A 26,271-nucleotide genomic window follows, 5' to 3' on the forward strand; every position below is an offset into this window, starting at 1 on the left:
TAAAGTACTAATATCAAAATGATTAGTTGTTGGTGTAGTAGGGTTTGGATTTGGTTGTGGATCTGGAGTGTTAGGAACACTTGGTTGTTTAGGTTGATCTTGAGAAGTGGGTTTTTCACATTTTGAACTAATTAAAGGTAATGTGGTAATTACCCCTGTTGTACAAAAAAGAAAGTATAAATAATAAATTTTTTTATTTTTTTTGCTTTTCATTTTTTATCCTTTTCTAATACATTTTTTTATTTATAAAACTAATTTTATTTGTTTGCAAAAAAAAAAAAAAAAACTGCTTGGATTTTGTTAGTTTTTCAAAAAAAATCCAATTTTTGTTCTTTTTAAAATGATTTTTAAAGTTTTAAAATGAAAATTTTAATTTTAATATATAAAAAAAGAGAATGAATCCTCTGAATCCTCTTTTTAATTTATTTTTTTAAGAATTGATAATATTTTGTATAGTTTCTTTTAAATTTTCTTTTTGATATTCATATACAAATTTAACATTATTATTTTTTAACAAATCAGGAACATAGCCAATATTGTATTTAGCAATATGCTTCATTGCTAATACTGAATTTTGTTCAATTGAAATAGTCTTTTGGTAATTGTATTTCAATTCATTAATTTTATTAAAATTAGAAATAGAAATTAAAGACAAATGATTTTCTTTAGCAATTTTATAAGCCTCAATTAATTGATCTCCACTGCTAATCAAAGTTCAATCTGAACTATCTGATTTTAAAACATAATAAGCACCATCAACAAATGCTTCTTTATCAATTTCGTAGATTGATTCTTTATTGAAAGAAGACATCAAAATAACATTGGTATTTGTATCTTTTTGGTTAAAATGATATTCAAAAGCCCCTTTCATTTCAACTTCATCAGCCGGCCTTAAAATATTAATATTATTAATCATTCTTAGCATTTCAATTTCAGGATGGTATGTGTTTTTAAAAATGTAGTTTGGGTCTTCTAAAAAGATATAAAGTACTTTTAAATTCATTAAAGAAGCATTTAAAATGGCAGGTAGTAATTGATTACTAAAAGATAAAAAGGTGGAAACAATTGGTTTTAAATTTGAATGCAAAGCAATTCCATTAGCAATAAATCCCATTGCTAATTCTCTTGCTCCAAACAATAAATTTCTACCTAATTTATTGTTTTTAGCAAATGTTCCAGAGTTATTTTGAATCTTTGTAAAATAAGCGACATCAGCATTTCCTAAAATGATGTTTTCATATTCATCACCAAGATGATAAACCACACTTTTGGCATAATCTCTTGTTGATAAATCTTCTTTTAATAGTAATGAATTTAAATTAATTTTCATTTCATCATTTAAAAAATTAGTTAATTCTTCACTAATATTTCACTTACTAAATAGTTTTTGATTTCTCTTATTCCTTTTTTCGTATCAACTTTGAATGTTTTCATAAAGATCAAAATTATCGGCTTTTTTGAATTTTAAATCAGTTTTTAAATCACTAATTTCTTCTTTATTAAAAATAATATGTTGAGCTAAACTAGTGTCTTGAATTTTAGTATTTTCAGCAATTTTTGTTTTTACTTCAATAATAGTTGGTTTTTTAGCTTTTTTAGCTTTTTTAATAGCTCTTACAATTTTGCTTACTGAATTTTCTGAAACAAGAATATAGTTTAGTCCCATTGCTTGATATTTTAAGCGATTATCTTCATTATAAACTGACGAAGTATAAGAATCAATTTGAACTCCATTTGATTCATGAATAATAATCAATTTATTTAATTTGTTGTTTGAAGCAAAAGATAATGCTTCTAAACTACTGCCTTCTTGCAAATCAACGTCATCACACAGAACATAAGTATAATGATCAATTTCTTTAAACTTCTTATTTAAATAAACTTCTGCTAATGCTAAGCCAACACCAATGCCAATGCCTTGGCCTCTTCCTGAAATAGTTGCTTCTATTCCTAATTCCTTATTTAATTGAATAAGTCCATTTATTTTTTTATTTTGTTTAAAATGTTCCAAATCTTCTTTATTTAAGATTCCTAGCATTCTTAATTGTGCATAATAAGTTGCTATTCAATTAGATGAACTTAAAATAAAGCGATCACGATTAATTCAATTTGGTTGATTAGTATCATATTTTAAATGATAAAAGAATAAAGAATGAAATATTTTAGCACAACTTAAAGAAACCCCGGCATTTCCTTCAAGGGCTTGATCTATCATTGCTAAAGCATTAATTTTTAAATTATCAATTGCCAATTCATCATTTTTTTTATGAGTTTTCATCAAAAACACCTTCATATATCAAATTAATATTAATTGGTTTAGTGTTAATTAGAGAAAAGACTTTTTGTTCAATTGTAAAAATCAATTGTTTCATCTCAAAAGAAAAATTTCGATCTTTGCGGATTTTACATTTTATTTCAATATTCACATTTGAATTATTTTTATTAACAATTACATTTGGTTCATTGGTTAAATGAATATTTTCATTGTTTTTAAAAACCAATTTAACAGCATCAACAATAACTTCTTTTTCCACAAGGAATGAAAAATTCATTCTTGTATTAACCTTAACTGTTTCTTTCTTAATCATTTTTTGCTCTTCCAACATATTTTCCGGTTTCAGTTGAAACTAAAATCTCTTCATTTTCTTTAATGAATAAAGGAGTTTCAACTTCAAAACCAGTTTCAAGAACTACTTTCTTTTGAGCAGCTTGTGCAGTGTTTCCTCTTACAGCATCAGGTGATTCAACAACTTTTAAAGCAATATTAACTGGTAATTCAACATCTAAAACTTCTTGTTGAAACTTACGAACTAAGACATTTTGGCCTTCTTTTAAAAAGTTTAATTCTCATGTTAAATGAGAAACCGGAATTTCAATTTGTTCAAAAGTTTCTTGATCCATAAAAATAACTGTTTCTCCAGCATTGTATAAATAGTCCATTTTTACTTTATCAATCATTGCTTTTTCAACTTTTTCTCCACCAGTGAATGATTTAATGGTAGTTGCTCCAGTTCTTAAGTCCTTAGTTTTTACTTTAACGTTTGCCTGTCCTCTTCCTTGTTTTGAATGTTGTGCATCTAAAACAACATAAATATTTCCATCCATTTGGAATGTGATTCCAGTTTTTAAATCGTTTACATTAATCATAATTTCTCCTTTAGGTTTTTAATATATGTATTGCTAAAATATAAAATAATTTTATTATATTTAGCTAAATTATTCAGTATTTTTATTAAAATATCTAATATGTTATATGAAGAAGAATTTAAAAATAAGCCTTTAAGCAAAAAGTCAAAAAAGTTGTATGAAATTTTAATTAAAAAAATAAAGACCTGATTATTTCAAAAAGTAGCTTCTGCAAATGCCAAAGGAATAGTATTAGGTATAAGCGGTGGAATTGATAGCACAACATTAGCTTTTATTGCTAATGATGTATTTAAAGAAAATGCCCATTTTTATTATTTTAAAACTGCAAATAATAACAAAATTGAAGATGATATAGCAATTATTGAACAAAGTTTAAAACGAAAAATCATTATTATTGATTTAGAAAATGAATTTAATTATTTAACTAAAAAATTAAATTTAAATAATAAAATGGCATTGGCTAATACTAAATCAAGACTATATATGACTGCATTATATGGGTTTGCCCAAGAAAAAAACGCCTTAGTTTTAGGAACTGATAATTTTAATGAATACTATTTAGGTTATTTTACTAAATATGGTGATGGCGGATGCGATCTTTTACCATTTGCAAATATAAAAAAATCAGATGTTTATACAATTGCTAAATTAATAAACGTTCCACAAGAGATTATAAATAAAAGACCATCAGCCGATTTATATGAAAATCAATTTGATGAAGATGAATTAGGTTTTAGTTATTTTGAGTTTGAACAATATTTAATTGATGAAAACTTGATTTCCAAATCAAAAAAAGCAAGGATTGAAGAACTTCATCACAAAACAAATCATAAAAGAGATTTGATTCCAAAAGGACCCAAATTTAAATAGAAAAAAAGTAGTTTAAGAAGTGACTACTTTTTTTATTTTTTGTGTTGTTCAATTTAAATTATTGTTTATTATTTTATCTAATTCATAAGAAGGAATATTTATTGAAATTCTAAACATTCCATTTTCTTTATCAAAAAGCTTTTTAAAAATCAAATGAGCATTTGCTTTCAATCTTGTGTTTTCATTAATATCTAAATTTCATTCAAATTCGGAAACATCTTTGTTAGCATTGCTAAAAACACCATAATTTCCTTCATTTTCTAAGCAAATCGCAAAATTTTTTATTTCTTTATCATATTTATAATAAGATTTTGCTTTTCATACATAAATACTTTGATCTTTATTATCACCAACTTTGACTTCTCTTTTATTTAATTCAAAAGTTTTATCATCAATCTTTATAAAATTAGTTGGTCTGATTAAGTCGCTAAATAATCGATTTGTATTATTCAACAAACTCTTGTTTTTTCATTCAAAAAATGAATCCTGTACTGCAATTGCATGTCAATTAAACTTCTTTGGTTCAACTAAAGCAAGACGAGAAACTAAATTACATTGTTGATAATCATTAGCATCATAACTAGATCAGTTATTTCCATTGATTTTAATTGAAAGATTCTTTAGTTTTGAAACCTTTAGATTCTTTTTAAATAAATCCAAATCTTGAATGGAATTAGTTATTGTATTGTTAATCTTTATTTCTACACCAAAGTGAATTTTTAAATATTGTCTTCCTCTAAAAATTTTATAGATTTGAATATTTTTAATATCCTTGAAATTATATTGAATGCCATTGCTACTATCTAAAGGAATTTCAGTATAATCACGCACTCTTTTATAACTTTTAATTTGAATTTTTTCATTATTAATAAGTAAATAAAATAGATTTTGATTAGTTGAAAATAAGTTATTAGGAATTTTTATAATTCCAACATCTTTTAAATGATTGCTAGCAATGTCGAAGTCAATCATTATTGGGTTATTTCTTAAAACTGAATTATCAGCTAGCTCATATTTATTTTGATGTCAAAAACTTTTTCTACTTATTGATATAGTTGGACTTATGTTGGTAAAATAAACATAAGGTCTAGTTTCAAAATAATTAATTGCCATTATTTTTCTTTATCTCTTTCTTTTTGGAAATAGATTTTTGATTTTAAAAAAATAAAAAATTCTTTTATTCATTCTAATTCTGGTTGTTTCTTTTTCATTCTTACACTTTTCTGCCTAATATAACTAGGCAATTTGATTTTAAAAAAATTGATTTAAAAGCATTAGAAAATGAGACATTTTGATTTTTTTATTTAATAAATAAATAATTTGAAATTCTCATTAAAAAGAAAAAAGGAATTCAATAAATTTGATTAGTTGATTTAATTTTCGGTAATAAGTTGCCTTTGAAAAATATTTTAAATATCATTTAGAATCCCTTGATTTTTCAACAAATGTCTTTTTATATATTAATAAAAAATCTTCAGATAAATTTTTTTCAATAAATTCAAGTAACACAATGTTTATTTGTCTAAACATTTGTTTTAATTTTAAGAATTGATTAAAATCTTTAACAACAGTTTTAAATTGTTTAATAATTTTGTCATTTTTAGCACAATAATTAGATATTTTCATTAGTATTTCTAAATAATTTATTATTGATATTAGTCGTTGTTTTTCCATATTCCAAAACACTTAGACTACAATAATATTTTATAAAAATAAAACTATTATTTGCAGTTTTGGATCAAAAAAAGAAACGCTTTTCAGTTTCTTTTTTTGATTCTATTTATAAATATTTTTCCGGATGTTCTTTTTGCATTTTTTTAACAAATTCTTTTTTATCCATTGAACCATATTTTTCCATTAATTCACAACATTCATTGTATTCTTTTTCAGCTCAATCAATGTCTTCAAAACCAATAACTTGAGTAATATTTTCACCCTTAAATGCTTTGTAAGTTGAAAAAAAGTTTTTTACAGAAACTAATCACATTTGATCAATGTCTTTTAATGATTTGATGTGGTCTAAACGATAATCATCAGCATGAACAGCAATTAATTTAGTGTCAGTTTCTCCTGAATCAATCATTTTCATTGCACCAATTACTCTTGCTTCTAAACTGGTTCCTGGCAAAAAGGTTTCTGATGAATAAACTAAAACATCTAATTCATCACCATCTCAATCTAATGCTTCAGAAATATATCCATAATTAGCAGGGTATTTAAAATCTCCTCTTAAAATTCTATCTACTTTAATTTTGTTTGTTTTTCTATCATACTCATATTTAATATTTGAGTTTTTACTTATTTCAATATTTACTTCAATATTTTTCATGTTTTCATTATACTCTAATAATTATTTGTCAGCACAACTTTCCTATATTTTTCTCATTATTTAAAAAACTAAAAAAATACATTTTAACATTTAAAACAAGGAGAGAAAAATGACAATTTATAAATATGGAAAAATTATGCATGTAAATACAAATTATTTAATATTAGATCATAATGGAGAAGGTGAATTGATTTATGCCCCCAATATTATGAGATTTAAAAAAGATGAAGTAAGAAAAATTTTTATTTCAAATATTGAAAATGAATATACAAAAACAACTTATGGATTTGAAAATTTTAAGGAATTAGTTATATTTGAGGATTTAATTTCTTTACAAGGTTTAGGTCCAAAGACAGCAATAAGTATATTAAATTATGGCTGAGAAAATGTTTTAAATTGAATAGCAAATTCAAATTCTGAAGAACTTAATAAAATTCCTTATGTTTCTTCAAAAATAGCCAACAATATCATTTTTAGTTTTAAAGAAAAATATGTTAAATTCTTTAATAAATTGAATTCTGATGAAGTAGCCAAAACAATTATTGCTACAAAGGTTAATAAAAATGTTAATGAGTTTGAAAATACCATGAAAATGTTAGGCTTTAAGAATAAACAAATTAAATTTGCCTTAGACAATTTAAATATCAATGATGATATTGATAGTTGTGTTGAAGAGGCTATAAAATTAATTGGAAATAGTCAAAATGAAGCAAGAATTTAAAGTTAATTATTTTGCAGATTTTATTGGTCAAGAAAACATAACAAAAACCTTAAAAGTTATGTTAAATAGTGCTGACTATCTAAAAAAACCTGTTGATCACATTCTTTTTTATGGTCCACCAGGTTTAGGAAAAACTAGTTTAGCTAACATTATTGCTAATGAAACTAAGAGAAATATTATTTTCTCGCAAGGTCCGCTTTTAGAAAGAAGAAGCGACCTTTTGACATTGCTTTCTTCAATTAAAGAAAATGACATAATTTTTATTGATGAAATTCATGGAATGAATAAGAATTTAGAAGAACTCCTTTATTCTGCAATGGAAGAAGGAGTAGTTGATTTGGCTATTGGTGTAGATGGTGATAAAAGAATTATGAGAATGAAATTAAAAAATTTTACTTTAATTGGAGCTACGACTAAATTTCATTTATTATCAAAACCATTAAAAGATCGGTTTGGATTCATTGGTAAATTACAAAATTATAGTCAATTTGAAATTGAGAAAATAATTTCAAATTCTTCAATTAGAAACAAGATAAATATCGATAAAGAAGCAATAAAATTAATTGCTGAATCTTCACAACAAACGCCAAGAATCGCTAATAATCTTTTAAAAAGAGTTCATGATTTCGCAATCTATGAAAATTGTTCAAATATCAATATTTCTATTGTTGAAAAGGCATTTAAATTTCTTGGCATATTTAAATATGGACTTTCAAATTCTCAAATTGAATATTTAAAAATATTAAATACCATTTTTCAAAATAAAACTGGTTCATTAGATTCAATTTGCAGTTTATTAAAAGATGATCGACATACAATAATCAATGAAATAGAGCCTACACTTCTTTTATTCAAATTGATAGAAAAATCACCTAGAGGTAGGACATTAACAAAAGAAGGAATTTGCTATTTAGACAAATTTACTTTATAAAGTAAATAATGCTATATAATTTCTAACTATGAAAAAGACAAGACAAATAAATCCAAAATTTAGATGATTAATAAATATTTTCTTTATTTTAATAATGATTTTAACAATTATTTTTGGTTCAATTTTTTATTTAAAACCTAAATTGAATGTTAATAATTCAAACATCCAAGGAACAAGGATTTCATTGAAAATAAAAGAATCATTAAATGAAAATTTAAAATCAAATGAATTACCATCATCTAATAATATTTTAAAAATTACTAAGGAATATCTTCAAAATGAGAACCTATTATCATCAATTGATCTAAATTTAAGTTCAAATGATGTTATTTCAGTAAATAGTTATACTCATATTGATGATATTGGTAAACAAAAACTAGTTAATTCATTAGTTAATAAACCATATATAACATTTACCGATGAAAAAGGTAACCCAGTCTTTTATAAAAATCAATTTATAACTAGACTTGGTGAAGAAAGCAAAAGAAAAACTTTGAAAGATTTTATGGATGGCAATCCATATGATTTTATGCCTCAATTAGCACCAAACCCTGCTAATGATAAAAACAAACAAGGTTTATCAGGAAAAGTTACATTAAAATTCACCGAAGATGGTTGAAGTGAATTTATTTCATTTGCCGGGGAAACAGCTTTAATGTATTATTATGGACAATATTTCTCAAAACTAGCAACAAATGCTTATATTTGAATCAACTTAAAAGAATTTGTTGAAATTGCCAAAAGAGATTTTCCTGAGGAATGAAAAGCAGCTGGTGAAAATCCTGTAAATTTTGCCTATGTTGGTAATGATGCTAATCCCCAACAAATTCAGGTTGGAGTTGACAAAGATGGCAAACCAATAACTAAAGAAGTGCCACCAGTTTTAAAAACTTCTTCAATTAATGCATCTAAATATTTAATAACTGTTGCTAATCCCTTTGCTTTAAGAACAAGTAATGTTAACGATTCATCAATTTATTTATTGAATGATAATAAACATGGATACACTGATCATGAATTAGCAAGTGCAATTAATTTTGCAATGTCTCCATTTGAGTTTAAAGAAGAACAAAGTCATTTTTTAACAACCAATTCAAAATCAACTAATAAATATTTTGTAGTTATTATGATTATTTTTGCTTTGATAGCAATTTATCTATTAGTAAGATATAGATTATTTGGCTTTGTTTCAATTGTTACTTTAGGATTCTTTGTATTCTTGTTATTCATAGTATTAGCTGCTTTAAATATTTTTATAAGTCCTATTCTTGCAATTACAATAATTGCATCATTAATAATTGCTTTTCTATTAATAAGCAATCAATTGAATCATTTCAAAAAAGAAATTTTAGATGGCTCAAATGCTATAAAAGCTATATCAAAAAGTATTAAGCATACCGTTATAAGTTCAATGGATTCCATTGCAGCTGGAATTGTTTCTGTTCTATTTGCAATCTTTATTAGTGTTTCATATAGTACTTCAATTGGAATGCTATTCTTTGTATCGATGTTATTAAGTTTCTTTATAATAATAATCCTTCAAACATTATTGTTGAGATCAATTGTTAAAACAGAATCATTCAATGATTCTTCCAAAGCTCTTTTATATGCTAATTATAAATTGCATCAAAAAATGAATAAGATTGACTTAATATCAAAATCAAAATTCTTTACTATTGGATTTGCTATTTTTGTTGTTATAGCTTTAATTTCTTATTTCTCAATTGCTGGATATCATCATTCATTAAAAGAGGCTTTAAATTTAAGCTTAGATTTAAATGGTGGTTGGGAATACATTCTTTTACCAAAACAAGGAATGTGAAATAAAGAAAACATAAACCAAATATCAGTTTTATTCAATTCAAACATTGATGTTAACCTAAATGCTTATTTGCAAAACATTTCACAAGACTCTTACATTATTATAATTAATCAGACAAGAAATAATATAGTAAATGAATTAAATAATATTATTGCTAATAATGAAATACTAAAAGATGCTCAATTAATAACCAATGTAATTTCCCCTGTCAATTTAAATTTTGATATTGGAATGGCAACAATAATTATTTCAGCTTCAATTTTAGTGAGTTCAATTTACTTATCAATAAGATATTCAATTTCAGCTGGAATTATTTTATGAATTAAACAAACCTTTGCAATTGCTTTAGTATTTCTAACATTAATGATGTCATTTGGTGGAATTAATTTAAACGTAATTGATGGATTGATTTTATTTACTTTATACAACATTGTTGATACTGTAATTCAATCTTCAAAAGTAAAAGAAGAATTTAGTAAAGACTTAAATACTAAAAATTATGTTTATTCAAAAGACCAAATTAAGGAACTATTTAGATTATCAATTATTAATAGTTTTGAACTACAAGTTACTTTAGTTTCATTAGCCTTTGTATTATTTATTTTGGTTATTCCATTTATGTCTTCTTTAAAATTAAGTATATTAATAACTTTTGCTTCAGGTATGATTTTCAGCACTTTACAAAACATCTTGCTATTACCTTTAATTTGAATGCATATGGAAATTAAGAAATATGAAAGAAAACAAAAAAGAATTTCAAAATCTTATTGAAATTCTAAAAAAGTAGAAGAACAAACATTTATTGGAATAAATGATTATTCTATCTAATTTAAAAAAAGAAAGGAGTTTATGATGTTTAATAAATTAAAAGGAACACGTGATATTTATTCAATTGATGCCGATATTCTGAATTTTATTAGAAATATCTTTTTTGAAACATCAAGAAAATATAATTTTCAATACATAGAAACTCCAATTATTGAAGAAACCTCTTTATTTATAAGATCGGCCGGAGAAACAAGTGATATCGTTTCTAAAGAAATGTATTCTTTTCTTGATAATGGGAAAAGAAACATTTCTTTAAGGCCAGAAGGTACCGCTTCAACAATAAGGGCATTTGTTGAAAACAAGATCAATAATCTTGATTCCTCTAAATTATTCTATTTTGGTCCAATGTTTAGATATGAAAGACCTCAAAAAGGTAGATATAGACAATTTATTCAAGGTGGAATAGAAAAAATTGAAAAAGTATCATCAGATTTGGTTTTATCTAATTTTGAAATTATAAAATTTGCTTTTGATTTTTTGTCTAGCTTAAAAATAAAGGATTTTATTCTTGAAATAAATAATTTAGGTTCATTAGAAACAAGAAATAAATACATCAAAATATTAAAGGAATATTTTTTAAATTTTAAAGATCAATTATCTGAGATATCATTAGTTAGATTAGAAAAAAATGTTTTAAGAATCTTAGATGATAAAACTGAAGCAAATAAAGACTTTGTTAAAAATGCCCCAAAATTAATAGACTATTTAAATGAAGAAGAAAAAGCAAAATTTAATGATTTTATTTACTTACTTGATTTATTCAAAATAAATTATCAAATTAATCCTAATTTAGTTAGAGGATTAGATTATTATAATGATTTAGTTTTTGAATTTGTATCTGAATCAGAAGCATTAGGATCAAAATCAACTATTTTGGCTGGTGGAAGATATAATGGCATGATTCAAGATTTTGGTGGACCCAATTTAAATTCCATTGGTTTTGCCTTTGGTGTTGATAGATTAATGGAAATCATCAAATCAAATCTTCAAAATTACGAAGAATTAAATATTAAACCAGATATTTTAATTGGTTATTTAAATCAAAACGAAAAAGAAGAAATCTTAAAAATGACATATGAATTAAGAAAAGAATTTAATGTTGAATTAATAAACAAGACAATTGATATTAAAGAATTATTTAGAAATTATTTTAAAATTCAACCCAAAGTACTTCTTTTTAAAGAATTAAATATGAATAAAAATGAAATTAAAATAAAAAACGATCGTAAAGAATTAACAATTGAATTTAATACAATTGATGATTTTAAAAAAGCAATTATAGAATTGGAGTAGAAATATGAAAACAATATTCTGTGGAAATTTAAATGCAAAACATGTTAATGAAAATGTTGAATTATATGGATGAATTGCAACAAAAAGAAAATTTAAAAATCAATTTTTTGTTGATTTAAGAGATTCTTCTGGCATTGTCCAATTAGTGTTTAAAGATGTTGTTGATCCATTGTTAACAAAAGAATCATGCATAAAAGTTAATGGAATTGTCTTAAAAAGATTAGAACCTAATATTTCTTTACCAACAGGTGAGATTGAAGTTCAAGTTGAATCTTATGAAATTTTAAATTCTTCAAAACAAATTCCATTTGAAATAAATAAACCAAATTCAGCAAATGAAGATTTAAGATTAGAATATCGTTTTCTAGATTTAAGAAATGAAAAAATCGCTGAAAACCTTAAATTAAGACACAAATTACTTTTACTTATTAGAAATTATTTTGATAAAGAAGGATTTATTGAAATTGAAACCCCTATTTTATCAAAATCTACTCCTGAAGGCGCAAGAGATTATTTAGTTCCAACTAGAAGAAAGGGAAGATTTTTCGCTTTACCTCAATCTCCACAACTATATAAACAATTATTAATGGCAGCTGGATTTGAAAAATATTTCCAAGTTGCAAGAGTTTTTAGAGATGAAGATTTGAGAAAAGATAGACAACCTGAGTTTACGCAATTAGATATTGAAATGTCTTTTGGCGGTAAAGAAAAAATATTTGAAATTTGTGAAAACATGTGAAAAGATGTTTTAGGAAATTTGGGTTACCAAATTAAAACACCTTTTGAAAGAATGGATTATTTCTATTCAATGGAGCATTACGGAAATGATAAACCAGATACAAGATATAATTTTTTAATTAATGATTATTCAAATCAATTGGCAAAACATTTTCCAAATTGAAGTGTAATTAAAGGAATTGTTTTTAATCAAGAATTAAATAAAAATCTTCAATATATTGAGGAAACATTTACAAAAAATAATGGCGAAAAATTAGAGATTATTAATCCTTTAGATATTAAAAATGAATTATTTAAAAATGAATTATTATCAATAGCAAAAGAACAAAAAATCGATACTCCTATCTTTATTTTTTCATTAGCAAATAAAGAAGCTAATGCTTTAAAATCATTAGGAGCTGTAAGAGTTGTTTTAAATGAACTATTCAATTTAGCTGATCCAAATAAATTAAATTTTTTATGAATAGTTAATTGGCCAATGTTTGAATATGATGAAGAAACCCAAACTTACGCACCAGCACACCATGCTTTTACTCAATTTGAAGAAAATACTTTACCATATTTAAAAACTAATGAATTAGAAAAAGTTAGAGCAAAATCATATGATTTAGTATTAAATGGTTTCGAATTAGGATCAGGTTCAATAAGAATTCATGACATTGAAACTCAAAAAATGATGTTTAATATTTTAAATATTAGTGAAAAAGAACAAAATAATAGATTTGGTTTCTTCTTAAAATCATTTGATTATGGATTGCCTCCACATAACGGAATTGCTTTTGGAATCGAAAGAGTTTTAATGATTTTAACTAATTCTCAATCAATAAGAGATGTTATTGCCTTCCCTAAAAATGCCAAGGGTCTTGATTTGTTATCTGGTTCGCCTTCAGATGTAACCAAAGAACAATTAAATGAATATGGGTTAGAATTAAATAGTAAAGGAAGAAAATAATATGGTTCAAGCATCTTTAGCAATTACAATTTTATTGGTTATAATATCTTTTTCAATTATGTTTATAGCACTATTAATGTCACCAGATAATAACAGTTTTAGTGGAGCATTAGTTGGTAGTGGTGATTTAGATTTATTTAAGGTTTCAAAGGAAAGAGGAATTAAAAAAGTTTTAAAATGATCAATGTTTTCTTTGGGATTGTTGTTGTTTATTTTATGTATTGTTCTTAGGGTTTTAATTCAAAAAGGTTAATTTGAAAAACAAAAATCTTAGTTTATCAATTGATAAAGAAAAAGTTTTAAATTTCATCAAAAATAGAAATGAATCTACATTTGTAGAAATTGCAAAACAATTAAAAATTTCCCCAAAACAAAATAAGCAATTAACAAACATATTAAATGATTTAATTAAAGCAAACAAAATTGAAAAATACAAAGACAAATATCGTTTTATTTTATTCTTAAAAAGAATCGAAGCAAATATTTCAATTGCTACAAAAAGATTTGGTTTTATTGACTTTGAAAATAGTGAAACTTCTGAAAAAAGAAGTGCTTTTTTAGCACCGTTTCAATTAAATGGAGCTTTAGATAAAGATTTATTATTAGTTGATATTTTTGAATATAAAAATGAAAATGGTGAAATCTTAAATAAAGCTAATATCATTAAAAATATTAGTCATCAAGCAAAAAGTGTCATTGGTTTTATTGAATTTAAAGGTAAGATTCCAAAGTTCAAAGCTTTTGATGATAAAGATAAAGCAGAATTTTATTTTTTAGAAATTTCAAAAATCCCCAAGGATATTAGTCCAAAACAAATAGTAAAATGTAATGTTTTAAAACCAAATTTAGATAAAGTTGTTATTCAATTTGATAGTATTGTTTCTTCATTAGAAGAAAGTGATTATCCAATTAAAAAAATTATTTCTCAAAATGATATTAACATTGAATTTAATAACGAAACTATAAAGCAAGCAAGAATGATTCCTCAAATTGTAACTCAACAAGAAATAGAACAAAGAAGAGATTTAAGAAATCTTTTAACAGTTACTATTGATGGATTAGATACAAAGGATTTTGATGATGCAATATCATGTTATCAATTAGAAAATGGTAATTATAAATTATTTATACACATTGCTGATGTATCTTATTATGTTAAAGAAAATGATGAAATTGATAAAGAAGCTTTAAAAAGAGGGACAAGTATTTACTTACCTGACAAAGTTATTCCAATGCTTCCATTTGAACTATCAAATGGAATTTGTTCACTAAACCCTAAAGTTGATAGAGCTTGTCTAACTTTAGAATTAGAAATTAATAATATTGGGCAAAATGTTAATATCGATATTTATCAAAGCGTTATAAATTCAGATTATAGATTAACTTATAATGAAGTTAATGAATTATTCCAAAACAAAAAGGTTTTACCAGACCATATTTCTAATTTATTATTTATAGCAAAAGATATTTCCAAAATTTTAAGAAGAACAAAAGAAGAAGCTGGATACGTTGATTTTGAAATAAAAGAAGCAAAATTAATCATTGAAAATAATAAAGTTGTTGATATAAAAATTAAAGAAGAAGGCGAAAGCGAAAAATTAATTGAAGATTTCATGGTCAGAGCAAATGAAACTGTGGCTCAACTTATGTTAGACAAAAATTTACCTTCTATTTATCGAATTCATGATAAACCCGATTCTGAAAAATTAATGAATTTAAAAGAAATTGTTGCTTTTATTGGTTTAAAAGATATTGAAGTGCCTTTTGATGGTTCGCCAAAAACATTTAGAGCAATGGTTCAAAAAATCAAACAAGAAAAATTTGATGATTATATTAAAATGTCATTATTAAGAACTATGCAAAAAGCAATTTATAGTTCAAAAAATATCGGGCATTTTGGACTAGCTTCAACAGCTTATTCACATTTTACTAGCCCAATAAGAAGATATCCAGATTTATTGTTGCACCGTTTAATAAGAAAATATATTTTTGAAAATAATTACAAACAAGAAAATCATGATGAAGAATTAGAAAAAATTAGCAAAATTGCTGAAATGAATTCTGAATCTGAAGTTAATGCAATGTCTGTTGAAAGAGATGTGGTTGATATAAGAAGAACTGAATTCTTCAATCAATTTATTAATAAAACATTTGAAGCAACAGTATCTGGTATTGAAAAATTTGGCGCCTTCTTTGTGATTGAAGAATACCAAGCAAGCGTTTTAATTAGATATGAAGAATTAAATGACAATGTTATAAAATTGAATAATTTTGAAGCCAAGGGAAATAAAATAAAATTAAAAGTTGGTGAAAAATATTTAATTAGAATTACTTCAATTGATAAAGAAAAAGGAAATATTAATGCAACCTTAGTGTAATTAGGTTGTTTTTTTGTAAAATTAATATTATGACTAATTTAATTGTTAAAAACAAAATTAATAGAAGTGAATATGATATTCATTCATCTTATGAATGTGGTATTTCATTGCTTGGATGAGAAGTAAAAAGCATTAGAGCTAAAAATGTTAAATTAGATAATGCTTTTTGTTCAATTTCTAATAAAAATGAATTGTTTTTGAATAATTGCAATATTAGTCAGTATATGTTGGTAAAGTGTGAACCTACAAGAACAAGAAAACTATTAATGCACAAACATGAAATTTTGAAAATAAAGAATTTACAAGATCGATTAGGACTAATTTTGATTCCGATGTCTCTTTATTGAAGTGAAAATCACATAAAATTAGAAATTAGTTTGGCAAAACGATTAAGAAAATTTGATAAAAGAGAAAAAATTAAGAAATTGGAAGCAGAACGTTCAATTAAGAAAAACATGTTTTAAAAATTTGGGGATGTAATGGCTTCGACAGGCATTTGAGTTAATGAATGGCAGTGGTCTGCAAACCATAATGCTTCTAGGCTTTTTAAATGCAAACTTAGAAAAAAAAGAAGATCTATCATTCAATTCAATGATGAGATCAAAAAACACAAACCTAGCTTTCGCATATTAGTCGATTCTAGTGGATTATTAAATTGCTCAGTTTAATAATTCGGTCTTAGAGCTTGGCAATATCAATTCAATCTAAATATTGCGACATATTGATTGACTATTATGGGTAATTTTGAATAATTTATAACCACTAATAGTTTATTTAAATTGTTCTAAACTGTAGATATTCATTAACAAGGATGTGTGGACCGGGGTTCAATTCCCCGCATCTCCACCATTTTTTATATTCCTTTTTTAATCAACTTTCAAAAAATTACTTTGTTAATGTATAATTATTAAAAATAATAATTAAATTTTAAGGAGGATCAATGGCAGTTCGTTATGTTGTAAATCATGAGAACGGTTGAGCAGTAAAAAACCCAAATGGAAAAAGAAGTTTAAAAACCTTCAAAACCCAAAAAGAAGCAATGGATTATGCAAAATCTCTTTCAGATACTACTTCTGTAATTGTTCAAAGTAAAATGGGTAAATTTAGAAAAGCTTAATATGGAAAAAAACCTTGATGGTAAGAAAATATCATTAGAAATCAAAAATCAAATTCAAGAAATTTGTAAAAACTATAATAAAACCGAATTACCAACATTAGGTATTTTGCAAGTTGGTAATCTTGAAGAATCAAATATTTATGTAAAACACAAAATGCAAATGGCTGAGAGTTTAGGGCTTGGCGCTATTTTAGTCAAACTCCAAGAGGATTCTTCAGAACAAGAAATTAAAAAAGCAATTAAATCTCTTTCTAATCAAACTGATGGGTTAATTGTGCAATTGCCAATGATTTCTAAAAATATAAAAAATGTTCAAGAACTTTTAAATGAAATCCCATTTGAAAAAGATATTGATGGCTTAACTTCTTTCAATTTAGATTCAAATTATAGTAACGATTGTCAATTTTTACCTGCCACTGCTAAGGGAATTATTTTGCTTTTAAAGGCTTATAATATTGATTTTTCTAATAAAATTGTTGGTGTTGTTGGACAGTCAAATATTGTAGGAAAACCTCTTTCAAAATATTTTGAAAAACGTGCTTTAAAAACATTTTCATATACAAAAGAAACTCCTAAAGACACCTTAAAATTAGCTGATTTAGTTATTGTAGCAACTGGGCAAAAAAACGCAGTGACAGTTGATATGCTAAAAGATAATGTAATTTTAGTTGATGTAGGAATACATCGTGATGCTAATAATAAGATATCAGGTGACATGGATTATAAAGAATGCTTAAAAAAATGTTCTTTGATAACTCCAGTTCCAGGTGGAGTCGGTCCAATGACTGTTATTGCATTAATTATTAATTTAATTAAAGCTTATGTAAAGAAACACCAAAATAAAAGTCAAATTTTTCAATCATTATTTCATTTATTTAAACCTATTTAGGGTTTATTTTTGTTCAGTTATTTTTTTAAATTGATATTAAAATAATGTTCTTGGTTTTTTATAAAAAAAGCCAAGAAATTTTATTTTAAAGAATTGTTTTTCTTATAAAATTAAAAGACAAAATAAAATTGATATTGGAGGATGGATTGTGATTATAGGAATTAGTGGAATGATAGCAGCTGGAAAAAGTAGTTTATCCGATAAACTACATAAGCATTATAAAACTTCAATCATGTTGCATGAATTTGAAGAAAACGATGAGGTTTTTAATACTTTTTTAAAATGATTATATGAAAAAAAACCAAATTTAACAATTGGCTTTCAGTCATATATTGTTGAAAACCACACAACTAAATTTAATGAATTAGTAAAAGAATTTAATAAAAAGAAAAGAAATTGAGAAAATGATCATATTTTTCTTGATCGATTTTCAATTGAACACTACATTTTTGCTAAATTGATTTTGTCCGAAAAAGAGCCAAAGTATTTAGAAGCATATGATGCCTTGTTTGAAAAATTAATTAGTAAGGATGAATTGCCGGATTTGGCTATATATTTAGATATATCTTTTGATACTTTTAAAAAGAGAATTTTTGAAAGAGGAAGAGAAAGTGAAATTGATAATTGAGATTTAAATTATCAATACTTTAAAAATCTTCATGAAAATTATTTAAAAATCTTTAAAGAAATTGCAAAAAGATTTGATTTGAAATATGTAATTATTGATACAAATAATAAAAGTGAAAAAGAAGTATTTGAAGAAGCAAAGAATATTATCGATACCTTTAATAAATAATTTGTTTTAAAAAAATGGGAATTTCATATTCACCATTTTTTTATCTCCCTTTTTACAAATTTATAAGTATCTATTTTTTTAAAAAAAATTATTTATAATTTTTATTATGATTGAAATTAAAAAATTATGTTATAAATACCCAGGAGCGAAGAACTTAGCTTTAAACAATATTGATTTGACCATTGAAGATGGTAAATATGTTGCAATTTTAGGTCATAATGGTTCTGGAAAAAGTACTTTTTCTAAATTATTATCAGCAATTTATAAAGCATCAAGTGGCAAAATAATAATTGATGACATTGAATTAAATGTTGATAATTTATTAGAAATTAGAAAAAAAATCGGAATTGTTTTTCAAAATCCTGATAACCAGTTTATTGGTTCTACTGTTGAAGATGATATTGCTTTTGGTTTAGAAAATAAAATGTTAGATGTTGACACGATGAAAAATATTGTGCACAAATTTGCAAATGAAGTTGGCATGGGTGATTTTTTAGATCGTGAGCCTCAATATTTAAGTGGTGGGCAAAAACAAAGAGTGGCAATTGCTTCTACTCTTGCTTTGGATCCCAAAATTATTATCTTTGATGAAATTACTTCAATGTTAGATCCAAAAGGTAGAAGTGATATTTATAAAATTATTCATGATCTTCATAAAAAAACCAACAAAACATTAATTTCAATTACACATGATATGGATGAGGCATTGTTAGCTGACAAACTAATTGTCTTTTCAAAAGGACAGGTTATTGCTCAAGGGAGTCCAATTGAAATTTTAAAAAATAAAGAAATTATTGAAATAGCCAAAATTGATTCACCTTTTATTTATAAATTAAGCGAAATGATAAAAGGAGTTGAACCAACATATGAGGAAGGAGATTTAATTAAACAGTTATGCAAATTAAAGTCAATAAAATAACAAAAGAATACAATAAAAAATCTCCTGGATATATAAAAGTTTTAGATGAAATTTCAGTTAATATAAATGAAGGTGAAGCAATTTCTATTATTGGTCCAACTGGAAGTGGAAAGACAACATTTATTGAACATTTAAATGCCTTATTAATCCCCGATGCTGGAATAATCAATTTTATTGATGTTCCTTTTAAACAAAAAATAACAAAACCAAAAAAACCATCTAAGAAAACTGGAAATTATAATGAGCAATTAAAAGAATATGAAATTCAGTTAACTAAATATAAACAAACTCCAAAAGATCAAAGAATTGAAATAGTTAATGTTGATATTAATGTTGCTAAGACAATTAAAAAAATCAAAAAAATTAAATCATTAAGAAAACAAGTTGGAGTTGTCTTTCAATTTGCTGAATATCAATTGTTTGAATCAACAATTGAAAAAGATATTATTTTTGGACCAGTTTCCATGGGAATGAAAAAAACTGAAGCCAAAGAATTAGCTTCAAAATACATAAAAATGGTTGGATTGCCTGAAGAATACCTAAAAAGAAGCCCTTTTAATTTATCAGGAGGACAAAAAAGAAGGGTAGCACTTGCTGGTATTTTAGCAATGGAACCTAAATTTTTAATTCTGGATGAACCAACAGCTGGGCTAGATCCTCAAGGCGTGGAAGAAATGCTTAATTTATTTCATAACTTATACCTTGAAGGAAAGACAATTATTATTGTTACTCATGATTTAGATAATGCCTTAAAATGAACAAATCGTACAATTTTTATTAAAGAAGGAAAGATTATTCGTGATGATAATACTTATCGGGTATTAAATGATGATGAGTTTTTAAAAGAAAATAACCTTATTCCAACTAAATTACTTTCATTTGCCAATAAATTGAATGAAAATGGAATTAATGTTGGTAGAGTAACTAGTATTGAAGATTTGGCCAATAAATTAAATCAGATTTTAAATAAGGAGGAATAATTATGCAAAAAAATATTATTGGTAAATATTTGAATATTGATACATTTGTGCATCGATTAGATCCTCGTTTGAAATTTTTGGCAAATATATTATTTATTGTTTTATTTTTCATAGCAGATCATTTTATTACTTTGGGAATATTAATTTCAATAATAATGATTACTTATTTAATTGCTACTAAATCTTTTAAATCATTATTTTTAAAATTAAGAATGCCACTTTATATTGCTATTTTTCTTTTAATAGTCAACATGCTTACAATAAAAGGAGCAATTACAAATGGTGACACCCCTTTTATTCCAATGTCAAATAATTCTAGTGTAGATACATTTACTTTTTATCGTGGACAATTAATTATAAATGATATTTATTGAGCGCCTTTTGGAGCAGATAAACCATTTCAATTAACCAAATTTGCTATTATTAGAACTGTTTCTATTTTTGTAAGAATCTATGGAGTTATTTTAACAACAACGATTTTAACTATTTCAACTAAACCTGTTTTATTAACAAGAGCTATAAATGATATTCTTTGACCTTTAAAATTAATTAAAATACCAACAGAAATTATTACAAGAATTATTTCTGTAGCCTTAAGATTTATTCCAACATTACTAGAAGAGGCTGGAAGAATAATGAAAGCTCAAAGCTCACGGGGAATAGATTTTAAAAATGGTAGTTTGAAAGATAAAAGTAAATCATTTATTGTCTTAATTGTTCCTTTGTTTGTGTCTTCATTTACTAAGGCTAATGATCTTTCAGAAGCAATGACTTCAAGAGGATATGAACCATATGCAAAAAGAAGTTTTTATCGTCAATTAATTTTAAATTGAAGAGATGTACTAGTTTTAAATATTTTAATATTAAGCACCATTTTAGTAATCGTTTGTCAAATTCAATCAATTCCATTACCTTCATGATGAATCATGACATTTCAAAAGGTTTAATATGACAGAAAAAGAAAAAATAAGAAAAGAAGTATTTGAACTTCAAGAAAAAATTAATTACTGAGATGATGCTTATTACAACCATGATAATCCAATTGTTGAAGATGCAATTTATGACAAAGAAATTTTAAGACTAAAAAAATTAGAAGAACAATATGCTAATTATTTTACTTATGAAGAATTAATAAACTCGCCTACTCAAAAAATCAATGCCAAGGCATCAGACAATTTTCAAAAAGTAGCACATGATAAACCAATGCTTTCTTTAAACAAGGCATATTCCCTTGATGAAATTGAGAAGTTTATTAATAACATAAAAAAAATAACACTAGATTTTTCATTTTATATTGAACCAAAAATTGACGGATTATCTATTTCACTTAAATACAAAAACGGAAAATTAGTTCAAGCTGTAACTAGAGGTGATGGAATTATTGGTGAAGATGTTACTGAAAATATAAAACAATTAAAAAATATTCCATTAACAATTCAATGTTTAGATGATTTAGAAGTTCGGGGTGAGGTATATTTAGCTTTAAATGATTTTAATCAATTAAATAAGATTCTTGAATCACAAAATAAGCCAAAAATGGCTAATCCAAGAAATGGAGCAGCTGGAACATTAAGACAATTAGATCCTTTAATTGTAAAAGAAAGAAATCTATCGGCTTTTATTTATTACGTTGTTGACCCTTTAAAACATAATATCCAAACAATGAAACAGTCATTTGATTTTTTAAGCAATTTAGGTTTTTCTATAACTAATGAAACAAGAGTAGTAAAGAGTCTTGCCGAAATAGAGCAATATATTACATGATTTAAACAAATTAAAACTTCCTTGGATTATGAGACTGATGGTATTGTCATTAAATTAAATGAATTGGAATACTATGATGAACTTGGCTCAACTGTAAAGTTCCCTCATTCTGCAATTGCTTTTAAATATGAACCCAATACTGAAACCACTGTTTTAAAAAGAATTTTTGCTACAGTTGGTAGAACCGGTTTAGTTACTTATAATGCTGAATTGGAACCAGTTTATTTATCAGGAAGCAAGATTAATTTTGCCACCTTGAACAATTTCCAATATGTAAAGGATTTGAATCTAAATTTAAATGATTTAGTTTATATTAAAAAGGCTGGGGAAATAATTCCATGTGTAATTGGTTTAGTTAATAAAAAAGCTAAAGAAGATTATTTTAAAAAAATAGATTCCTGCCCTTATTGTGCTCATTTATTAGTTGATAGTGATACATCATTAGAGCAATATTGTTTAAATGAAAATTGCCCTGAAATTTTTAAAAAGAAAATGATTCATTTTACTTCAAAAGATGCCATGGATATTAATTCTTTAGGTGAAAAAAATATTGAAATTTTTATTGAAAATAAATTAATAACTAAATTAATTGATTTTTATACTTTGAAAGATAAAAAAGATGAAATATTAAAAATTGAAAGATTTGGGCATAAATCAGTAATGAATATCTTGAACTCAATTGAACTTTCAAAGAAAAACCCATTAAATAAATTGATTTTTGCTTTTTCAATAAAACATATTGGTGCCAAAGTGGCTAAATTTATAGCATCAAAAGTTCAAAGTTTAAACTGTTTTTTAGATTTTAATTTTAATGATTTAATTCAATACAATGAAATTGGTGAAAAAATAGTTAATTCTTTAAATGAATGAGTAAATAAACAAGAAAATATCGATTTAGTCAATCAACTATTAAATATGGGAATTAACGCTGTTTATGAAGAGAGTTTTAAAACAAATTTATTACAAAATAAGACCTTTGTCATTACTGGGACATTAAGTAAATCAAGAACATATTTTGAAAAACAGATCATTGAAAATGGTGGCAATATTGCTAATTCTGTTTCTAAGAACACTTCTTATTTATTAATGGGTTTAGAACCAGGAAGTAAATTGAAAAAAGCTAAGGAATTAAATGTTCCAATTATTGATGAAGATATTTTTGAAAAAATGATAAATGGAGATTAATTTCTCTATTTTTTTCATTTAGAAATAATAAAGCATATAAAGACAATAATAATAAAACGTAATTGTTTGGTTTAAATGGTAAATTGATTTTAACATTAGCTTTTGTTAAGATTTCTAAAACACTATTTAGTAAATTGAAATACAATTCAGAACTTATTTTAAAATAGATAAAAAACGGCGAAATTAAATAAGAAAAAATAACAATTGGAGTCAATAAGATTTGATAAAAACATCCTAAAACTGATATTTGTTTACTTAAAAATAAAGAATGTAATAAGCCTATAAAAAAGGTGGCAAATATAATTAATATATTTCTTTTTCATTCATATTTGATATTTGAAAAAATATCTACATTAATTAAAACAAAGAATGATATTGAAAATGAGAACAGGAATGAAATATTAAATAATCATAAAGGATCAATTAAAAGAAAAAACAGACAAACAAAACTTAAAATATCAAATTTATTAAACTTTCCTTTAAAATATCATTTATTCATTTTAAAGATCAAAAGAAATCAAAAAGCTCTTAGTGCTGAGATTTGAAAATTTAAAAATATCAAATAAAGAAATAATAAAAGAAAGTTTATAATTCTAAGAAAATGTTTATTTATTTTCAATAATTTTAAAATCTTTGAAATGAGAAAATATAAAAAAGATAAATGAATACCACTAATTACAAATAAATGAGCGACATTTATATTTATCATTTGATTAAACAAGTCTTTTGAATATTCATCTTTATTTCCAAATAATAAAAGGCTAAGAAAAGTTTTTGAATATTGACCATGATTGTTCAATAATTTTTCATTTAAACTATAAAAATGTTCGATGTATTTTAATTCATCATATGTTGCTTTATAAAAAATTTTTTGAGAAAGTTCAAAAAAACCAATGTTTTTTATTTTTATTATTTTTAAATTGGTAGTAACAATATCATTAACTTTAAGATTTAAATTATTTGAATAAACTGAAATGTTAAAACCTTTGTAATTCAAAACAACTGCATTATTCATTATTTTTTCAATCCGAAAATAGCCCTGAATCTCCGTTTCTTTAAGTTCATGGGATTCCATTTTAAAATTTCAAAGTAAAAATATTAAAATAAATTGAATACAAAAACTAACAAAAAATCTTCAGTTTAAAAGATTTAATAAAATTAAGATTGAAAACAAAGCATAAAAAATTATTTTTTCCTTAGTTATTAAAGCTAATAATAGGAATATCGATGCTAAAAAACTTTGGGTATAGAAATTTAAATAATTAGATGATCTTTTAATTTTTCCAAAGTAATATTTCCAAGACCCTTTATTGAAAGAAAATCTTTTCAATTTAAATTATCCTTATTTTTTAATTTCAAAATTTCTTTGGCAACATCAGATTTTATTTTTAAAGCTAAAAGGAATTCAATATTCTTAATTTTATTAAAAGGGATTTTTGTCTTAAAAGGAATGTATAAGATAAAATCATTTTCAATCTTTTGATTTAAATTAAGCGAATGAATTTCAGCAAATTCATCTATTTCAATCATTCTTAATATTTCAACAATTTTTATTCCCTTTTTAACCTTTAATTCATTTGGAGTTTTGACGGCTCCTTTTATTTTTACAAAAACATACTGATCAGTAATTTGTTGTTCTTTTTTAAAAAATAATGCTTCTTTTTTAAAAATCAATAATACTGTCAAAATTGCAAAAGAGGAAATTATAAATAAACTGGTCCATAAAACAAATTTGTTTTTAATTTTCATTTAACCTCCTTTATTGGAAGTTTAAATTAAAGATTAAAGTTATTTTTCAAAATGAGAAAAAATAAAGAAAAAAGAAGGAAATAAAGTTCCTTCTTGTTATTCAACTAAATTAGCATTGTGGAAAACTTCTTGAACATCTTCATCATCTTCTAAAAAAGAGACAAAATTTTCAATTTGTTCTGCTTTTTGATTATCAACATCCACATATGTATTAGGGATATAAGTTACTTCAGCTGTTGAATAATTTTCAATATTGAATGCTTCATCAATAGCTTGTTTTAATGTTGAAAAATTACTTGGTTCAGAATAAATTACATATAAATTATCTTCAACTTTAAAATCACTTGCACCATTATCTAAGGCAACCATCATTACTTCATCTTCATTGGCTAAGTTTTTTTCAAATTCAATAACTCCTAGTTGATCAAACATGTAAGGAATTGAACCAGATTTTCCTAATTGTCCATTGTATTTATTGAAATAATGTTTGATATTTGAACTTAAACGATTAAAATTGTCGGTTAAACAGTTAACAATAAAATTAATTCCCCCAAAAGCTGTTCCAGAATAAATATATGGTTGGAAATTAGCTGCATCTTTGTTGCCGCCCGCTACTTTAGCAATTGCTTTTTCAATGTTTGCTTTTGGCATTGATTTAGCTTTAGCTTTAGCAACTGCCAATTTTAAAGCTGGGTTAGAATCAATATCAGGACCACCAAGGGTCGCTGCTACAATAATTTCCTTTGAAAATTTTTGGAACATTTTTGATCTTTTTGCATCCATTGCTGCTTTGTGGTTTTTAGTTGTTGCTCATTTTGAATGTCCTGACATAATTAGCTCCTATTTTTAAGTTTAAAAAACTT

General features: G+C 24.7%; 25 protein-coding genes, 1 other RNA gene and 1 pseudogene. 17 read left to right on the forward strand and 10 right to left on the reverse strand.

Features of this window, described 5'->3' with window-relative positions; all coding sequences use genetic code 4:
* The 4 genes and pseudogenes from T401_RS0102045 to efp all read right to left on the reverse strand — a co-directional run.
* Positions 1–213 (reverse strand): annotated as a pseudogene (locus T401_RS0102045) (hypothetical protein); the annotation flags it as partial.
* Positions 214–430: 217 nt separating this feature from the next.
* Positions 431–2,278, reverse strand: coding sequence for a thiamine pyrophosphate-binding protein (locus T401_RS0102050; RefSeq protein WP_033178832.1), 1,848 nt, complete (start codon positions 2,276–2,278; stop codon positions 431–433).
* Entirely contained in the window at positions 2,265–2,588 is a 324-nt protein-coding gene (locus tag T401_RS0102055) for an MMB_0454 family protein (RefSeq protein ID WP_033178833.1), read from the reverse strand. The genes T401_RS0102050 and T401_RS0102055 overlap by 14 nt, the downstream gene beginning before the upstream one ends.
* The gene (gene efp, locus T401_RS0102060) at positions 2,581–3,147 is read right to left on the reverse strand and encodes an elongation factor P (protein WP_033178834.1); all 567 of its coding nucleotides are present in this window, start codon (positions 3,145–3,147) and stop codon (positions 2,581–2,583) included. Before efp ends, T401_RS0102055 begins: the two co-directional genes overlap by 8 nt.
* 99 nt (positions 3,148–3,246) lie before the next feature.
* Between efp and nadE the strand changes: the two genes are divergently transcribed.
* Complete coding sequence (gene nadE, locus T401_RS0102065; protein WP_052169656.1) at positions 3,247–4,017, forward strand: NAD(+) synthase; 771 nt, start codon at positions 3,247–3,249, stop codon at positions 4,015–4,017.
* Positions 4,018–4,029: 12 nt separating this feature from the next.
* On the opposite strand, the gene T401_RS06825 is transcribed toward nadE, so the two are convergent.
* From T401_RS06825 to T401_RS0102080, 3 genes are all read right to left on the reverse strand, one after another.
* Positions 4,030–5,130, reverse strand: a complete 1,101-nt coding sequence (locus T401_RS06825) for a hypothetical protein (protein WP_033178835.1) — start codon at positions 5,128–5,130, stop codon at positions 4,030–4,032.
* 219 nt (positions 5,131–5,349) lie between these two features.
* Positions 5,350–5,643, reverse strand: coding sequence for a hypothetical protein (locus T401_RS03355; RefSeq protein WP_052169657.1), 294 nt, complete (start codon positions 5,641–5,643; stop codon positions 5,350–5,352).
* 154 nt (positions 5,644–5,797) lie between these two features.
* Positions 5,798–6,346 (reverse strand): inorganic diphosphatase, encoded by a 549-nt coding sequence (locus T401_RS0102080; RefSeq protein WP_033178836.1) that lies wholly within the window; start codon positions 6,344–6,346, stop codon positions 5,798–5,800.
* A 109-nt stretch (positions 6,347–6,455) separates the two neighbouring features.
* On the opposite strand from T401_RS0102080, the gene ruvA reads away from it, so the two are divergent.
* From ruvA to ligA, 16 genes are all read left to right on the forward strand, one after another.
* Positions 6,456–7,067 (forward strand): Holliday junction branch migration protein RuvA, encoded by a 612-nt coding sequence (gene ruvA / locus T401_RS06830; protein ID WP_033178837.1) that lies wholly within the window; start codon positions 6,456–6,458, stop codon positions 7,065–7,067.
* Positions 7,051–7,998, forward strand: coding sequence for a Holliday junction branch migration DNA helicase RuvB (ruvB, locus tag T401_RS0102090; RefSeq protein ID WP_033178838.1), 948 nt, complete (start codon positions 7,051–7,053; stop codon positions 7,996–7,998). Before ruvA ends, ruvB begins: the two co-directional genes overlap by 17 nt.
* Before the next feature lie 28 nt (positions 7,999–8,026).
* Positions 8,027–10,648: a protein translocase subunit SecDF gene (secDF, locus tag T401_RS06835; protein WP_033178839.1), complete on the forward strand. Its 2,622-nt coding sequence runs from the start codon at positions 8,027–8,029 to the stop codon at positions 10,646–10,648.
* A gap of 21 nt (positions 10,649–10,669) precedes the next feature.
* Positions 10,670–11,941 carry a histidine--tRNA ligase gene (gene hisS, locus T401_RS0102100; RefSeq protein WP_274541130.1) on the forward strand — a complete coding sequence of 424 codons (1,272 nt, stop codon included), beginning with the start codon at positions 10,670–10,672 and terminating at the stop codon, positions 11,939–11,941.
* 4 nt (positions 11,942–11,945) lie between these two features.
* Positions 11,946–13,631, forward strand: coding sequence for an aspartate--tRNA ligase (gene aspS / locus T401_RS06840; RefSeq protein ID WP_033178841.1), 1,686 nt, complete (start codon positions 11,946–11,948; stop codon positions 13,629–13,631).
* Between the two features lies 1 nt (position 13,632).
* Positions 13,633–13,884 (forward strand): preprotein translocase subunit SecG, encoded by a 252-nt coding sequence (gene secG, locus T401_RS0102110; RefSeq protein WP_033178842.1) that lies wholly within the window; start codon positions 13,633–13,635, stop codon positions 13,882–13,884.
* Between the two features lies 1 nt (position 13,885).
* Positions 13,886–16,009 (forward strand): ribonuclease R, encoded by a 2,124-nt coding sequence (gene rnr / locus T401_RS0102115; protein ID WP_033178843.1) that lies wholly within the window; start codon positions 13,886–13,888, stop codon positions 16,007–16,009.
* Between the two features lie 29 nt (positions 16,010–16,038).
* On the forward strand, positions 16,039–16,473 hold the full coding sequence (gene smpB, locus T401_RS06845) for an SsrA-binding protein SmpB (RefSeq protein WP_033178870.1): 435 nt from the start codon (positions 16,039–16,041) through the stop codon (positions 16,471–16,473).
* A gap of 6 nt (positions 16,474–16,479) precedes the next feature.
* Positions 16,480–16,858, forward strand: a transfer-messenger RNA (tmRNA) gene (gene ssrA / locus T401_RS03420).
* A gap of 91 nt (positions 16,859–16,949) precedes the next feature.
* Positions 16,950–17,126 carry a DUF2188 domain-containing protein gene (locus tag T401_RS06850; protein ID WP_112702604.1) on the forward strand — a complete coding sequence of 59 codons (177 nt, stop codon included), beginning with the start codon at positions 16,950–16,952 and terminating at the stop codon, positions 17,124–17,126.
* 1 nt (position 17,127) lies between these two features.
* On the forward strand, positions 17,128–18,015 hold the full coding sequence (locus T401_RS0102125) for a bifunctional 5,10-methylenetetrahydrofolate dehydrogenase/5,10-methenyltetrahydrofolate cyclohydrolase (protein WP_033178844.1): 888 nt from the start codon (positions 17,128–17,130) through the stop codon (positions 18,013–18,015).
* Between the two features lie 148 nt (positions 18,016–18,163).
* Positions 18,164–18,811 (forward strand): deoxynucleoside kinase, encoded by a 648-nt coding sequence (locus T401_RS06855; RefSeq protein ID WP_033178845.1) that lies wholly within the window; start codon positions 18,164–18,166, stop codon positions 18,809–18,811.
* 106 nt (positions 18,812–18,917) lie between these two features.
* Entirely contained in the window at positions 18,918–19,730 is an 813-nt protein-coding gene (locus tag T401_RS0102135) for an energy-coupling factor transporter ATPase (protein ID WP_033178846.1), read from the forward strand.
* A complete protein-coding gene (locus T401_RS0102140; RefSeq protein ID WP_033178847.1) occupies positions 19,706–20,710 on the forward strand; it encodes an ATP-binding cassette domain-containing protein in 1,005 nt (334 codons plus the stop codon). The genes T401_RS0102135 and T401_RS0102140 overlap by 25 nt, the downstream gene beginning before the upstream one ends.
* 2 nt (positions 20,711–20,712) lie before the next feature.
* Positions 20,713–21,657, forward strand: coding sequence for an energy-coupling factor transporter transmembrane component T family protein (locus tag T401_RS0102145; RefSeq protein ID WP_033178848.1), 945 nt, complete (start codon positions 20,713–20,715; stop codon positions 21,655–21,657).
* Position 21,658: 1 nt separating this feature from the next.
* Positions 21,659–23,659: an NAD-dependent DNA ligase LigA gene (gene ligA / locus T401_RS0102150; RefSeq protein WP_033178849.1), complete on the forward strand. Its 2,001-nt coding sequence runs from the start codon at positions 21,659–21,661 to the stop codon at positions 23,657–23,659.
* Here the strand turns inward: ligA and T401_RS0102155 are convergent.
* The 3 genes from T401_RS0102155 to T401_RS0102165 all read right to left on the reverse strand — a co-directional run bounded on the left by T401_RS0102155 (position 23,616) and on the right by T401_RS0102165 (position 26,239).
* Positions 23,616–24,989, reverse strand: a complete 1,374-nt coding sequence (locus tag T401_RS0102155) for an MAG0480 family ComEC-like protein (protein WP_033178850.1) — start codon at positions 24,987–24,989, stop codon at positions 23,616–23,618. The genes ligA and T401_RS0102155 overlap by 44 nt on opposite strands.
* On the reverse strand, positions 24,914–25,408 hold the full coding sequence (locus T401_RS0102160; protein ID WP_033178851.1) for an MAG0490 family ComEA-like DNA-binding protein: 495 nt from the start codon (positions 25,406–25,408) through the stop codon (positions 24,914–24,916). The genes T401_RS0102155 and T401_RS0102160 overlap by 76 nt, the downstream gene beginning before the upstream one ends.
* A gap of 96 nt (positions 25,409–25,504) precedes the next feature.
* Positions 25,505–26,239 (reverse strand): YebC/PmpR family DNA-binding transcriptional regulator, encoded by a 735-nt coding sequence (locus T401_RS0102165; protein ID WP_033178852.1) that lies wholly within the window; start codon positions 26,237–26,239, stop codon positions 25,505–25,507.
* Positions 26,240–26,271: the final 32 nt, after the last annotated feature.

This window comes from Mycoplasma anseris ATCC 49234 (assembly GCF_000702805.1).
Taxonomy (GTDB): Bacteria; Bacillota_I; Bacilli_A; order Mycoplasmatales; family Metamycoplasmataceae; genus Metamycoplasma; species Metamycoplasma anseris.